Source organism: Exiguobacterium sp. PvP048, from assembly GCF_040549175.1.
Lineage (GTDB): Bacteria > Bacillota > Bacilli > Exiguobacteriales > Exiguobacteriaceae > Exiguobacterium_A > Exiguobacterium_A artemiae.
Map to the genome: position 1 here is coordinate 24,099 of NZ_JBEPSU010000011.1, position 14,227 is coordinate 38,325.

Consider the following 14,227-nt stretch of genomic DNA (forward strand, 5'->3'; position numbering starts at 1 on the left):
ACTAATCATAAAAGCGTGACAACCTGTGAAGGATTAGCCGTTTGCTTTTTTGATAATTTCTTCAGCAACTGATTTCGGTACTTCTTCGTAGTGATCGAAGTGCATCGAGTACGTTCCGCGACCTTGTGTGCGTGAACGAAGACCAGTAGCGTAACCGAACATCTCTGAAAGTGGAATCATCGAACGAACGACTTGAGCGTTCCCGCGAGCTTCCATACCTTCGACGCGTCCACGGCGTGATGTAACATCACCCATGATGTCTCCCATGTATTCATCTGGGATAACGATTTCAACTTTCATCATTGGCTCAAGGATAACAGCGCCGCTCTTATCTTTAAGTTGTTTGACGGCCATTGAAGCCGCGATTTTAAATGCCATCTCGTTCGAGTCGACATCGTGGTACGATCCGAAAACGAGTGCCGCTTTAACGTCAACTACTGGATAACCAGCAAGGATACCGTTTTGAAGCGCTTCTTCGATTCCGTGTTCAACCGCTGGGATGTATTCACGTGGAACAACACCACCGACGATTTTGTTGTTGAACTCAAAGCCAGCACCTTCTTCGTTTGGCTCGAATTCTACGACGACGTGACCATACTGACCACGACCACCTGATTGACGAGCAAACTTAGAATCGATTTTCGCCGATTGGCGGATCGTTTCACGGTAAGCTACTTGTGGAGCACCAACGTTTGCTTCGACTTTGAACTCGCGACGCATACGGTCAACGATGATGTCGAGGTGAAGCTCACCCATACCTGAGATGATCGTTTGACCAGTCTCTGGGTTAGTTTCAGTGCGGAAAGTTGGATCCTCTTCAGCAAGCTTAGCGAGTGCTTGACCCATTTTATCTTGGTCAGCTTTCGTTTTTGGTTCGATCGCGACCGAGATAACTGGTTCTGGGAATGTCATTGATTCGAGAACGACGTTGTCTTTCTCTGCACAAAGCGTATCTCCAGTAGTAGTATCTTTAAGACCTACAGCTGCTGCGATGTCACCAGCGAAGACCATTGGGATCTCCTCACGGCTGTTCGCGTGCATTTGAAGGATACGTCCGAGACGCTCACGTTTCCCTTTTGTTGAGTTCTTGACATAAGATCCTGCCGAAGCTGTACCAGAGTACACACGGAAGAACGTCAATTTACCAACATACGGGTCAGTCATAACTTTGAATGCAAGTGCAGAGAATGGCGCTTCGTCAGTTGACTCACGAACGATCTCTTCATCTGTATCCATGTTAATCCCTGTGATTGCTTTTACGTCGACTGGTGATGGGAGGTAGTCAAGGACTGCGTCAAGCATAAGCTGAACACCTTTGTTCTTGAATGCCGAACCAACGAGAACTGGGTAGAAATCAACTGTAAGAGTCGCTTTACGGATACCCGCTTTAAGCTCTTCAATTGTGATTTCCTCGCCCTCGAGGTATTTCATCATCATTTCTTCTTCGTAATCTGCAACTGCTTCGATTAATGATGCACGAAGTTCTTCAGCTTCTTCTGCGAATTCTGCAGGGAAACCTTCAGTTTCTTCGATATCAGTACCGAGGTCGTTACCGTACATGTATGTTTTCTTTTCAACGAGATCGATGATTCCTTTGAATTCATCTTCTGCGCCGATTGGGATTTGGATTGCGTGTGCGTTAGCTTGAAGGCGGTCGCGAAGCGTTCCAACCGAGTACAGGAAGTCTGCACCGATTTTATCCATTTTGTTAACGAAAACGATACGTGGTACGCCGTAAGTTGTAGCTTGGCGCCATACTGTCTCAGTTTGTGGCTCAACACCAGACTGAGCATCAAGTACTGCTACCGCACCATCAAGTACACGGAGTGAACGTTCAACTTCAACAGTGAAGTCTACGTGTCCAGGTGTATCGATGATGTTTACGCGGTTACCTTTCCATTGTGCAGTTGTTGCTGCAGATGTAATCGTGATTCCACGCTCTTGCTCTTGCTCCATCCAGTCCATTTGTGAAGCACCTTCGTGCGTTTCACCAATCTTGTGGATACGACCCGTGTAATAGAGGATACGCTCAGTCGTTGTTGTTTTACCAGCATCGATGTGGGCCATGATCCCGATATTACGGGTGTTCTTAAGGGAGAATTCTCTTGCCATCTTTAAACATTCTCCTTTCGCATTTTAGTTTAGTGTCCGTGCTTTGCCACACGTCATGACTATACCCGAAAGCCACCTCATATTTCCATACAAAATGGCATAGATGAGGTGGTTAATTCCGGTTTTACCAGCGGTAGTGAGCAAACGCTTTGTTCGCTTCCGCCATTTTGTGCATATCTTCGCGCTTCTTAACTGAAGCACCAGTGTTGTTTGCAGCGTCCATGATTTCGTTAGCAAGACGAGCATCCATTGTTTTTTCGTTACGGAGACGTGAGTAGTTCACGAGGTAACGAAGTGCAAGTGTCGTACGGCGCTCAGGGCGGACTTCGACAGGAACTTGATAGTTAGCTCCACCTACGCGGCGTGCTTTAACTTCAAGAACTGGCATGATGTTGTTCATCGCCTCTTCAAAAACTTCCATTGCATCGCGACCTGAACGTTCAGCGATAGCTTCAAAAGCTTTGTATAAGATTTGTTGAGCAGTACCTTTTTTACCATCTAACATAAGACGGTTGATAAGGCGGGTAACGAGTTTAGAGTTGTAGATCGGATCAGCCATTACATCACGGCGTTCTACTTGACCTTTACGTGGCATTCCGAGTCCCTCCTTTCATATAGTGAGGTGATATCTTCTGATATCTAGATTATTTTTTTGCTGCTTTTGGACGTTTAGTACCATATTTCGAACGACCTTGCATACGGCCGTCAACTCCAGCTGTATCGAGTGCACCACGAACGATGTGGTAACGTACCCCTGGTAAGTCTTTTACGCGACCGCCGCGAATAAGAACAACACTGTGTTCTTGCAAGTTGTGGCCGATACCTGGGATGTAAGCTGTTACTTCCATTGTGTTCGTTAAACGCACACGTGCGTACTTACGAAGAGCCGAGTTCGGTTTCTTCGGAGTCATTGTACCTACACGAGTACAAACACCACGTTTTTGTGGTGAGCTGATGTCAGTACGAGCTTTGATAAAGCTGTTGTACCCTTTGTTCAGCGCTGGCGAATCTGATTTCACAACTTTTGATTGACGTCCTTTACGGACTAATTGGTTGATAGTAGGCATCTTTGAGATCCTCCCTTCCTGAATTCATGACAAGTTTCAAAACCACCGAGCCGGGTGGTTCATCGAAAGTCATAATGAAACGTTTTGCGTGGCTCAGGCATTCCATCGCCACACAAAACGTATTATCAAACTTTCTTAATAGCAACAGCAGTTGCTGCAACGTCGATTCCACAAGCCTTACCAAGCTCAAGCTTAGAAGGAACGTTCACGACTGGAACGTTTGCTTGTTTCGCCGCATCGAGCAATGCTTGCTTTACGTGTTCATCTGCGTCATCTGCGATGATCACTTCCGACGCCTTGCCAGATCGCAATGCTTTGAGCGTTTGCTTTTGACCGACAAACTTCAAATCTGCGCCGACTACTTTTTTGTAAGACATGAAGATATCCTCCAAAATAACACAGCCGGTTGGCAACACTATATCATAGTAGCACCGCCATACCGGCGTGTCAAGGCGTTTTATTCTACAGGAGAATCTGCTTCTACAGGTGCTTCGCCTGCGATCTCGAGACCGATTTGACGGTAACGTGTCATTCCTGTACCAGCTGGAACAAGTTTACCGATAATAACGTTCTCTTTCAAGCCGCGAAGGTAGTCGCTCTTCCCTTTAATCGCCGCATCCGTAAGGACACGAGTAGTTTCCTGGAACGAAGCAGCTGATAGGAACGAATCCGTCTCAAGCGACGCTTTTGTAATACCGAGGAGAACTGGTTTAGCCGAAGCGAGTGCTTTACCGGCACGGAGCGCTTCTTTACATGCTTCTTTGAATGTGCTGATATCGACTAGCGAACCTGGTAAGAGTGATGTCTCACCAGACTCGATGACGCGGACGCGACGGATCATCTGACGTACCATGACCTCGACGTGCTTGTCACCGATCTCAACCCCTTGCATCCGGTATACTTTTTGAACTTCTTGAAGAAGATAGTTCTGTACGCCTGATACACCTTTGACGTTCAAGAGTTCTTTCGGGTCGATTGAACCTTCCGTGAACACTTGTCCGGCTTTGACTTCTTCACCGAGTTGAACACGAAGACGTGATCCGAAAGGAATCGTGTATGTCCGTGTTTCGCTCAGACCTTGAATCGTCAACTCACGCTTATCACGCGACTCCGTAAAGTCGATGACTTGTCCATCGATTTCCGAGATGACCGCTTGACCTTTCGGGTTACGGGCCTCGAACAACTCCTGGATACGCGGGAGACCTTGTGTGATATCGTCTCCGGCAACCCCACCTGTGTGGAAGGTACGCATTGTAAGCTGCGTTCCTGGCTCACCGATTGATTGTGCCGCGATGATTCCGACTGCTTCGCCGACTTCGACGTCGTTACCAGTCGCAAGGTTACGTCCGTAACATTTCTTACAGACGCCGTGACTTGTATTACAAGTGAAGGCTGTACGAATCTCAACGTTGTCGATGCCTGCATCCGTAATGGCACGCGCGATATCTTCGTCGATGAGTTCGTTTGTTGAAACGAGGACTGCTCCTGTTTCCGGGTGAACGACTTTTTCGAACGCCGTACGGCCGACAAGGCGGTCGTAGAGGTTTTCGATTTCTTCCGTTCCTTCGCGGAGTGCTGTGACGCGGATACCACGATCCGTACCACAATCATCTTCACGAATGATAACATCTTGCGCGACGTCAACGAGACGACGAGTCAGGTAACCTGAATCGGCAGTCTTCAAGGCTGTATCGGCAAGACCTTTACGGGCACCGTGCGTCGAGATGAAGTATTCCTGAACCGTCAGACCCTCACGGAACGAAGATTTGATCGGGAGCTCGATGATCCGTCCACTTGGAGCGGCCATGAGTCCACGCATCCCTGCAAGCTGCGTAAAGTTTGACGCGTTACCACGGGCACCGGAGTCACTCATCATGAAGATCGGGTTCAAACGGTTGAGGGATTTCATCAGACGAGACTGAATTTCATCCTTCGCGTCATTCCACGATTTAACGACACGCTCATAGCGCTCTTCTTCCGTGATGAGACCACGACGGTACGATTTCATAACGCGGTCAACATTATCTTGTGCCTCGACCAGGATTTCCTGTTTATCCGGAAGTACGATGATATCAGCGATACCAACCGTAATACCCGCACGTGTCGAGTGTTTGAAACCAAGGTTTTTCATTCGGTCAAGCATGCGGCTTGTTTCAGTCGTTTCAAAACGCTTGAAGACTTCCGCGATGACATTTCCGAGGAATCCTTTTTTGAATGGTTCGATGATCGGACGGCTCTTAATTTCAGCCGCGATGTCCGTTCCTTTTTCAAGGAAGTACTGATCAGGCGTTGCTTCCTGCAGATTGTTCATCGATGGTTCATTCAAGTATGGGAACGTCGTTGGGAGGATCTCGTTAAAGATCAACTTACCGACCGTCGTAACCAATAATTTCTCGTTTTGTGCTTCCGTGAATGTCGGGTTCTTCAGAACGCCGGCTGGAATCGCAACACGTGTGTGGAAGTGAACATACCCATTTTGGTAGGCAATCAACGCTTCGTTCACTGTCGAGAAGATTTTACCTTCGCCGATTGCGTTTTCGCGCTCAAGCGTCAGGTAGTAGTTACCGAGGACCATATCCTGCGATGGTGTAACAACAGGCTTACCGTCTTTCGGGTTCAAGATGTTTTGTGCAGCGAGCATGAGAAGACGTGCTTCTGCTTGTGCTTCTGCTGAAAGTGGTACGTGAACCGCCATTTGGTCACCATCGAAATCGGCGTTGTAAGCCGTACATACGAGCGGGTGAAGACGAATCGCGCGACCTTCGACGAGTGTCGGTTCGAACGCCTGGATACCGAGACGGTGAAGCGTCGGGGCACGGTTCAAGAGAACCGGGTGCTCACGAATGACTTCTTCTAATACGTCCCAAATTTCAGGTTGAACACGTTCAATTTTCCGTTTTGCACTCTTGATGTTCGGTGCGATGCCACGTGAGACAAGCTCTTTCATGACAAACGGTTTGAAGAGTTCAAGCGCCATTTCTTTCGGAAGACCACATTGATACATCTTCAGGTTTGGACCAACGACGATAACCGAACGACCAGAATAGTCGACTCGTTTACCGAGTAAGTTTTGACGGAAACGTCCTTGTTTCCCTTTCAGCATGTGCGAAAGAGATTTCAATGGACGGTTACCCGGTCCAGTAACCGGACGACCGCGACGACCGTTATCGATCAAGGCATCGACCGCTTCTTGCAACATCCGTTTTTCATTCTGAACGATGATGTTCGGAGCGCCAAGGTCAAGAAGACGCTTGAGACGGTTGTTACGGTTGATGACACGACGGTATAAGTCGTTTAAGTCAGATGTCGCGAAACGTCCACCATCAAGCTGGACCATCGGACGGAGTTCCGGCGGGATGACAGGAAGTACTTCCAGAACCATCCACTCCGGGTTGTTTCCTGAGTTACGGAAAGCATCGAGAACTTCAAGACGTTTGATCGCACGTGTACGACGTTGGCCTTGAATCATTCGAAGATCTTCACGTAAACCGGCTACTTCTTTTTCGAGTTCAACGTCACGGAGCAATTTACGAACAGCTTCCGCACCCATTTCAGCGGTAAACGAACTACCGAATTTCTCGCGGTAAGCGCGGTACTCTTTTTCTGAAAGAAGTTGTTTTTTCTCGAGTGTCGATTCGCCCGGATCTGTCACGACGTACGACGCGAAGTAGATGATCTCTTCGAGTGCGCGCGGTGACATATCAAGGACGAGACCCATACGACTTGGGATTCCTTTAAAGTACCAGATGTGCGAAACCGGTGCTGCAAGTTCAATGTGACCCATGCGCTCACGACGGACTTTCGACTTCGTTACTTCAACGCCACAACGGTCACAAATGATTCCTTTATAACGGATCCGTTTGTATTTTCCGCAGTAACATTCCCAGTCTTTGGTCGGACCAAAAATCCGTTCACAGAACAAGCCGTCTTTCTCTGGCTTGAGCGTACGATAGTTGATCGTTTCCGGCTTCTTCACTTCCCCGAAAGACCACGAACGGATCTTTTCAGGGGAAGCGAGGCCGATTTTCATATATTCAAATCTATTAACATCTACCAAGGGGTGGACCTCCCTTTCGCTTATTCCTCTTCAGTAACAACTGGTGCGACAGGCGCTTGAACTTCTTCGAGTGCTGGAGTCGCGTTCGGGATGTTGTCCTCGTCGTCGTCTTTCATTTCGATCTCTTCATCTTCGGCAGACATCATCTTAACATCCATACCAAGGGATTGAAGCTCTTTAATGAGGACTCGGAACGATTCCGGCACGCCCGGTTGTGGTACATTTTCGCCTTTAACGATCGCTTCATATGCTTTAACACGACCGATTGTATCATCGGATTTAATTGTCAGGATTTCTTGGAGCGTATAAGCGGCACCGTATGCTTCAAGTGCCCATACTTCCATCTCACCGAAACGCTGTCCACCGAACTGGGCTTTACCACCGAGCGGCTGCTGCGTAACGAGCGAGTAAGGACCCGTCGAACGTGCGTGAAGTTTATCATCGACCATGTGGGCGAGTTTGATCATATACATGACACCAACCGAGATGCGGTTATCGAAGGCTTCACCAGAACGTCCATCATACAGGATCGTTTTAGCGTCGCGGTCCATACCGGCTTCTTCAATCGTTGCCCAAACATCTTCCTCACGTGCACCATCGAATACCGGTGATGCGACTTTGATTCCGAGTTGGCGTGCAGCCATACCAAGGTGAAGCTCGAGCAACTGCCCGATGTTCATCCGCGATGGTACACCAAGTGGGTTCAACATGATGTCGATTGGTGTGCCGTCTGGCATGTACGGCATGTCTTCTTCTGGCAGGATACGTGAGATAACACCTTTGTTACCGTGACGTCCAGCCATTTTATCTCCTTCGTGAATCTTACGCTTCTGAACGATGTACGCACGGATCAACTGGTTGACACCAGGTGACAGTTCGTCGCCGTTATCACGATCGAAGATTTTCACGTCAAGGATGATGCCGTCGCCGCCGTGTGGAACACGAAGTGACGTATCACGGACTTCACGTGCTTTTTCACCGAAGATTGCATGAAGCAGGCGTTCTTCAGCCGTCAATTCCGTTACGCCCTTAGGTGTAACTTTACCGACTAGGATATCCCCGTCTTTTACTTCAGCACCGACACGGATGATTCCGCGGTCGTCGAGGTTTTTCAGGGCGTCGTCGCCGACGTTCGGAATGTCACGCGTGATCTCTTCCGGTCCGAGTTTTGTATCACGTGATTCACACTCATACTCTTCAATGTGGATCGACGTGTAGACGTCGTCTTTCACGAGACGTTCGCTCATGATGACAGCATCCTCGTAGTTGTAACCATCCCATGTCATGAAACCGACGAGTACGTTACGACCAAGCGCAAGTTCCCCACCGTCCATCGATGGACCATCTGCAAGAATCTCGCCTTTATCGACAGGATCTCCTACTTTGATGATTGGTTTTTGGTTATAGCACGTTCCTTGGTTAGAACGGATGAATTTTTGGATCTTGTAACGGTCAAGCTCACCTTGAACGATGTTGCCATCGACTTCCGTCGTACGACGGACAAGGATTTCACGTGCCGTTACACGCTCAGCGATACCTGAATGTTTTGCAACAACGGCAGCCCCTGAGTCTTTTGCAGACACGTACTCCATACCGGTACCAACGATTGGTGATTCCGGATCAAGAAGAGGTACGGCCTGACGTTGCATGTTCGCTCCCATGAGGGCACGGTTCGAGTCATCGTTCTCTAAGAACGGGATACATGCCGTCGCTGCCGAAACAACCTGTTTCGGTGAAACATCCATGTAATCGACACGAGCTGGTTCGACAGACAAGTTTTGTCCGCGGAAACGTGACAAGACGTGTGTATCTTGGAACGTCTTCTCTTCCGTCAACAACATGTTTGCCTGTGCGACGACGTAGAGATCCTCTTCGTCGGCCGTCATGTAGTGAATTTCATTCGTGACGACACCCGTTTCCGGATCGACACGACGGTATGGCGCTTCGATGAAACCATACTCATTGACTTTCGCGAACGAAGACAGTGAGTTGATCAGCCCGATGTTCGGACCCTCCGGCGTTTCGATTGGACACATACGGGAATAGTGCGAGTAGTGAACATCTCGAACTTCAAAGCCAGCGCGCTCACGTGTAAGACCACCGGGTCCGAGTGCAGATAGACGACGTTTGTGCGTCAACTCAGCAAGCGGGTTCGTTTGGTCCATGAACTGTGATAACTGCGAGCTACCGAAGAACTCTTTAATCGATGCGATAACAGGACGAATGTTGATCAATGCCTGCGGCGTGATCGCATTCTGGTCTTGAATCGACATTCGCTCCTTAACGACACGCTCCATACGGGAAAGCCCGATCCGGAACTGGTTTTGGAGCAATTCACCGACTGAACGGAGACGACGGTTACCGAGGTGGTCGATATCGTCTGTCGTTCCTACTTCATGCAACAAGTTGAAGAAATAGTTGATCGCAGCAATCATGTCAGCAGGCGTGATGTGCTTGATGTCACGATCGATGTTACCGTTACCGATGATATTGATGATGCGTTCACCTTCAGCATCGTCCGGTGCGAACACCTTGATCGATTGTAAGTTGAAGGCTTCGCCTTGCGTTACTCCGCCAGTTGGCGTCGCTTCGATGTAACCGACAGACCCTTCAAGGAATGGCAAGACTTTGTCGAGCATACGACGGTCAAGAACTGTTCCTTCTTCTGCGATTACTTCGCCTGTTTCCGGATCAACAAGCGTTTCCGCCAGTTTTTGCCCGAACAGACGATTCTTCAGATGAAGCTTCTTATTGATTTTATAACGACCAACGTTTGCCAAATCATAACGTTTCGGGTCAAAGAACCGTGACACGAGAAGTGCTTTCGCATTTTCGACAGTCGGTGGCTCTCCCGGACGCAGACGCTCATAAATCTCGATGAGGGCTTTTTCCGTTGTTTCTGTATTATCTTTTTCAAGGGAGTTACGGAGGTACTCATCATCTCCAAGGAGATCGATGATTTCCTGATCCGTACCGAAACCAAGAGCACGTAAAAGAACCGTTACTGGAATCTTACGCGTGCGGTCGATTCGGACGTATACGATATCTTTCGCATCTGTCTCAAGTTCGAGCCATGCTCCACGGTTCGGGATGACCGTTGCCGAAAATCCACGTTTACCGTTTTTATCTAACTTATTGTTGTAATACACACTTGGCGAACGAACAAGCTGGGAAACGATAACTCGTTCCGCACCATTAATAATGAATGTTCCCGACTCCGTCATAAGCGGGAAGTCACCCATAAATACTTCTTGTTCCTTCAATTCACCCGTCTCTTTGTTTTGAAGACGGACTTTTACGCGTAGTGGTGCTGAATAGGTCACATCGCGCTCTTTTGATTCATCAATCGAATACTTCGGCTCTCCGAGCGAGTAGTCGATGAATTCTAATACGAGATTTCCCGTAAAGTCAGAAATCGGCGAGATATCATGAAACATCTCACGAAGACCTTCCCGCAGGAACCATTCGTATGAATTCGTTTGAATCTCAATAAGGTTTGGAAGTTCTAGAACTTCGCTGATACGTGCATAGCTTCTTCTCTGACGGTGACGACCGTACTGAACAAGTTGACCAGTCAACTGATTCACCTCTCAGACCCAGTTCTTCTTCTTGAGAAGGACGGGTGTAATATCGAACATTGAAGCCATTTTTTGACCGATAAGCGCAAAAAAGCGACGTCTTGTCTACTCAATCATCTGTAGTCGAGAACGCCAGCTGCTTCAAACTGCTTATCCAAAAATCACTCCAATGGCATTTTATAATACTATCATAGACATTAGACAAGGTCAACGACAAATCACTCGATTTGTCAAGACCGAATTGATTTAAATATTGAATACCCTTTATCGCGGGTGACGGTCTCACATGAACCGAACACTTCTTCCATCAACTTCTTTGCCGATGGCCCGCCTTGTTTCTTTTGAATGACGACCCATAAAGCGCCGCCGACATCCAGATGGTCATACGCTTCCCGTAAAATCCGGTGAACAACCGTCTTCCCGGCCCGAATCGGTGGATTCGTCACGATCGCTGCAAACGTCTGTCCAACCACGCCAGCATATCCGTCACTTACACCGGTCGTCACGGAAACACCATTCGCACGTGCATTGTCAGCCGCAAGCTCAAGCGCCCGCTCGTTTACATCTACTAAAACTGCTTCCCGTCCGGTCGTTTTCGCAAGCGAAATCCCCATCGGACCGTATCCGCATCCGACATCCAGGATGGCACCCGGTACATCCGGCTCCACAAAGGCTTCAATTAATAGTCGCGAACCGAAATCAACGCCACCCTTTGAAAACACTCCATGATCCGAAGTGAAGCGGAACGTTTCACCACGTAAAACGAATTCCCACGACTTTGGATCCCGTTTCGAGGAGGGATCATTTGTGTAATAATGATCTGCCATGTTTCCTTCCCCTCTCTATATTAAAGTTGAAAACAAAAGAAGCCCGCAAAGCGAGCTTCTTTTGTTTTACGTGAAGAAGAAAATTACTTAACTTCTACGCTTGCGCCAGCTTCTTCAAGCTTAGCTTTGATTGCGTCAGCGTCTTCTTTCGAAACGCCTTCTTTAACTGGAGCTGGAGTTCCGTCAACGAGTGCTTTCGCTTCTTTAAGACCGAGGCCTGTCAATTCGCGAACTGCTTTGATGACGTTGATTTTACCAGAACCTGCGCTAGTAAGGATTACGTCGAATTCAGTTTGCTCTTCAGCTGCTGCTGCGCCTGCACCTGCTGCTGCTACTGGAGCTGCTGCTGATACGCCGAATTCTTCTTCGATTGTTTTTACGAGTTCGTTAAGTTCAAGAACAGTCATGCCCTTGAGGTCTTCGATAAATTGCTCTTTGTTGAAAGCCATTATGGTTTTCCTCCTTTGATTTAACCCACGTTGGGGTGTGAAAAATTGTGTGTTTGCCTATCCCGCTAAGCGGACATTAAGCAGATTGTTCTTCTTTTTGCTCTGCAATTGCGTTCGTTGCCACCGCAAGACCACGGATTGGCGCTTGAAGCACGCTGAGAAGCATCGAAAGGAGACCTTCGCGTGATGGAAGTTCCGCAAGGGCTTTGACATCTTCTACTGAAGTGACTTTGCCTTCGATGATACCACCTTTAAGCTCAAGAGCTTTGTGGTCTTTCGAGAAGTTGTTTAAGATCTTAGCTGGAGCGATAACGTCTTCATTGCTGAAGGCGATCGCAGTAGGACCTGTAAATACTTCGTCAAGACCTTCAAGATTGCTTTGAACTGCAGCACGGCGGAGGAGACCGTTTTTGTAAACTTTGAATTCAACACCCGCTTCGCGGAGTTGTTTACGAAGTTCTGTTACTTCGTCTACTGTGAGACCACGGTAGTCGACGACGATTGTTCCAGCGCTCGCTTGCATTTTCTCAGCGATCTCAGATACGAGATCCGCTTTGACAGCGATAACTTTTTCGTTTGCCATTTCTGTTGCACCTCCTGGTAAATGGAATGTACCGGCGCGAGGGGCTGCTCGATTTCAAATAAAAAGCCTCCGTCTGCCAGGCAGAGGAGGCGTAATCGTCAAAAAGGATACCTGAACAAACAGGCTCTCTGAGCAAGAACACCTCGGAAGGGTTTATGCTCAATCGATGAGCACCTTCTGTCTACGGTATGTCGAATATATCAACGTTTTATACTGTAACAGCGTTCTTAGAACGTTGTCAAGTTCGTTTTAGACGAAATTATTTCGCGAAGTCAACTGCAGATACTTTTACACCAGGACCCATTGTAGAAGCGATCGCGATGTTCTTAAGGTAAACACCTTTAGCAGTAGCTGGTTTAACTTTAACGAGAGTTTCGATGACTGTGTTGATGTTCTCAACCAATTTAGCGTCATCAAATGATTTTTTACCGACTGGAACGTGGATGTTACCAGATTTGTCGACACGGTACTCAACTTTACCAGCTTTGATATCGTTGATTGCTTTAGTGACGTCAAATGTAACTGTTCCTGTTTTCGGGTTAGGCATGAGGCCTTTAGGTCCGAGAACACGGCCGAGTTTACCAACTTCACCCATCATGTCAGGTGTCGCAACGATAACATCGAAGTCGAACCATCCTTGTTGGATTTTAGTGATGTACTCAGAATCACCAGCGAAATCTGCTCCAGCAGCTTCCGCTTCTTTTAATTTCTCACCTTTAGCAAAGACGAGAACTTTTTGTGTTTTACCAGTACCGTGTGGCAATACGACTGCTCCACGGATTTGTTGATCTGCTTTCTTCGGATCGACTCCGAGACGAACAGCAAGTTCGATTGTTTCATCGAATTTCGCAGTTGCAGACTTTTTAGTCAAATCTACAGCTTCAGCGAGTTCGTATGAAACCGTACGATCGATAAGTTTAGCAGCTTCTTTATACTTCTTACCCATTTTAGGTTCCTCCTTTGTGGTTGTGCGGAAAATCCTCCCACATAATGAAAGGGTAGCAAGGCTTCAAGTAACTATCCGCCTGCGACCCTCATCGTTGTTCATTGCAATCAAAAGACTCAGTCTTCGATTACGATACCCATAGAACGTGCAGTACCTTCAACCATCAACATCGCTGTTTCAACAGATGCTGCGTTGAGGTCTGGCATTTTCGTTTCAGCGATTTCGCGAACTTTGTCACGTTTGACAGTCGCTACTTTCTTACGGTTAGGCTCGCCTGAACCGCTCTCGATTCCAGCTGCTTTCTTCAAGAGAACTGCTGCTGGTGGAGTTTTAGTAATAAACGTAAATGAACGATCTTCAAAAACCGTGATGACTACAGGAATAATCAAGCCGGCTTGGTCTTGTGTACGAGCGTTGAACTCTTTACAGAAGCCCATGATGTTCACACCTGCTTGACCGAGTGCCGGTCCAACTGGTGGAGCTGGGTTTGCTTTGCCCGCAGGAATTTGAAGTTTAACTAGTTTCATAACCTTCTTCGCCACGAGACACACCTCCTTAATTCTTTAATGTGGTTTAATTGGACGTTGCGCGTCCTCCCACTCATTCTA

Annotated in this window: 11 protein-coding genes and 1 other annotated feature; all 11 genes read right to left on the minus strand. The window is 47.8% G+C overall.

Annotated features, from left to right (window positions below):
* Positions 1 to 33: 33 nt before the first annotated feature.
* The 11 genes from fusA to rplK all read right to left on the minus strand — a co-directional run bounded on the left by fusA (position 34) and on the right by rplK (position 14,161).
* Entirely contained in the window at positions 34 to 2,112 is a 2,079-nt protein-coding gene (fusA, locus tag ABIC15_RS14240) for an elongation factor G (protein WP_012369006.1), read from the minus strand.
* 124 nt (positions 2,113 to 2,236) lie between these two features.
* The gene (gene rpsG, locus ABIC15_RS14245) at positions 2,237 to 2,707 is read right to left on the minus strand and encodes a 30S ribosomal protein S7 (protein WP_012369005.1); all 471 of its coding nucleotides are present in this window, start codon (positions 2,705 to 2,707) and stop codon (positions 2,237 to 2,239) included.
* Positions 2,708 to 2,756: 49 nt separating this feature from the next.
* Positions 2,757 to 3,179 carry a 30S ribosomal protein S12 gene (rpsL, locus tag ABIC15_RS14250; protein WP_012369004.1) on the minus strand — a complete coding sequence of 141 codons (423 nt, stop codon included), beginning with the start codon at positions 3,177 to 3,179 and terminating at the stop codon, positions 2,757 to 2,759.
* Positions 3,180 to 3,304: 125 nt separating this feature from the next.
* On the minus strand, positions 3,305 to 3,556 hold the full coding sequence (locus ABIC15_RS14255; protein ID WP_012369003.1) for a ribosomal L7Ae/L30e/S12e/Gadd45 family protein: 252 nt from the start codon (positions 3,554 to 3,556) through the stop codon (positions 3,305 to 3,307).
* 80 nt (positions 3,557 to 3,636) lie between these two features.
* Entirely contained in the window at positions 3,637 to 7,236 is a 3,600-nt protein-coding gene (rpoC, locus tag ABIC15_RS14260) for a DNA-directed RNA polymerase subunit beta' (RefSeq protein WP_012369002.1), read from the minus strand.
* A 20-nt stretch (positions 7,237 to 7,256) separates the two neighbouring features.
* A complete protein-coding gene (gene rpoB, locus ABIC15_RS14265) occupies positions 7,257 to 10,814 on the minus strand; it encodes a DNA-directed RNA polymerase subunit beta (RefSeq protein ID WP_214767216.1) in 3,558 nt (1,185 codons plus the stop codon).
* 230 nt (positions 10,815 to 11,044) lie between these two features.
* Positions 11,045 to 11,641: a class I SAM-dependent methyltransferase gene (locus tag ABIC15_RS14270; RefSeq protein WP_318930437.1), complete on the minus strand. Its 597-nt coding sequence runs from the start codon at positions 11,639 to 11,641 to the stop codon at positions 11,045 to 11,047.
* A gap of 83 nt (positions 11,642 to 11,724) precedes the next feature.
* Positions 11,725 to 12,090 carry a 50S ribosomal protein L7/L12 gene (gene rplL, locus ABIC15_RS14275; protein WP_012368999.1) on the minus strand — a complete coding sequence of 122 codons (366 nt, stop codon included), beginning with the start codon at positions 12,088 to 12,090 and terminating at the stop codon, positions 11,725 to 11,727.
* Between the two features lie 76 nt (positions 12,091 to 12,166).
* A complete protein-coding gene (gene rplJ, locus ABIC15_RS14280) occupies positions 12,167 to 12,673 on the minus strand; it encodes a 50S ribosomal protein L10 (RefSeq protein ID WP_012368998.1) in 507 nt (168 codons plus the stop codon).
* Positions 12,674 to 12,723: 50 nt separating this feature from the next.
* Positions 12,724 to 12,878 (minus strand) — a sequence feature (ribosomal protein L10 leader region).
* A gap of 54 nt (positions 12,879 to 12,932) precedes the next feature.
* Positions 12,933 to 13,619, minus strand: a complete 687-nt coding sequence (rplA, locus tag ABIC15_RS14285) for a 50S ribosomal protein L1 (RefSeq protein ID WP_012368997.1) — start codon at positions 13,617 to 13,619, stop codon at positions 12,933 to 12,935.
* A gap of 116 nt (positions 13,620 to 13,735) precedes the next feature.
* Positions 13,736 to 14,161, minus strand: a complete 426-nt coding sequence (gene rplK / locus ABIC15_RS14290; RefSeq protein ID WP_012368996.1) for a 50S ribosomal protein L11 — start codon at positions 14,159 to 14,161, stop codon at positions 13,736 to 13,738.
* Between the last annotated feature and the right edge of the window lie 66 nt (positions 14,162 to 14,227).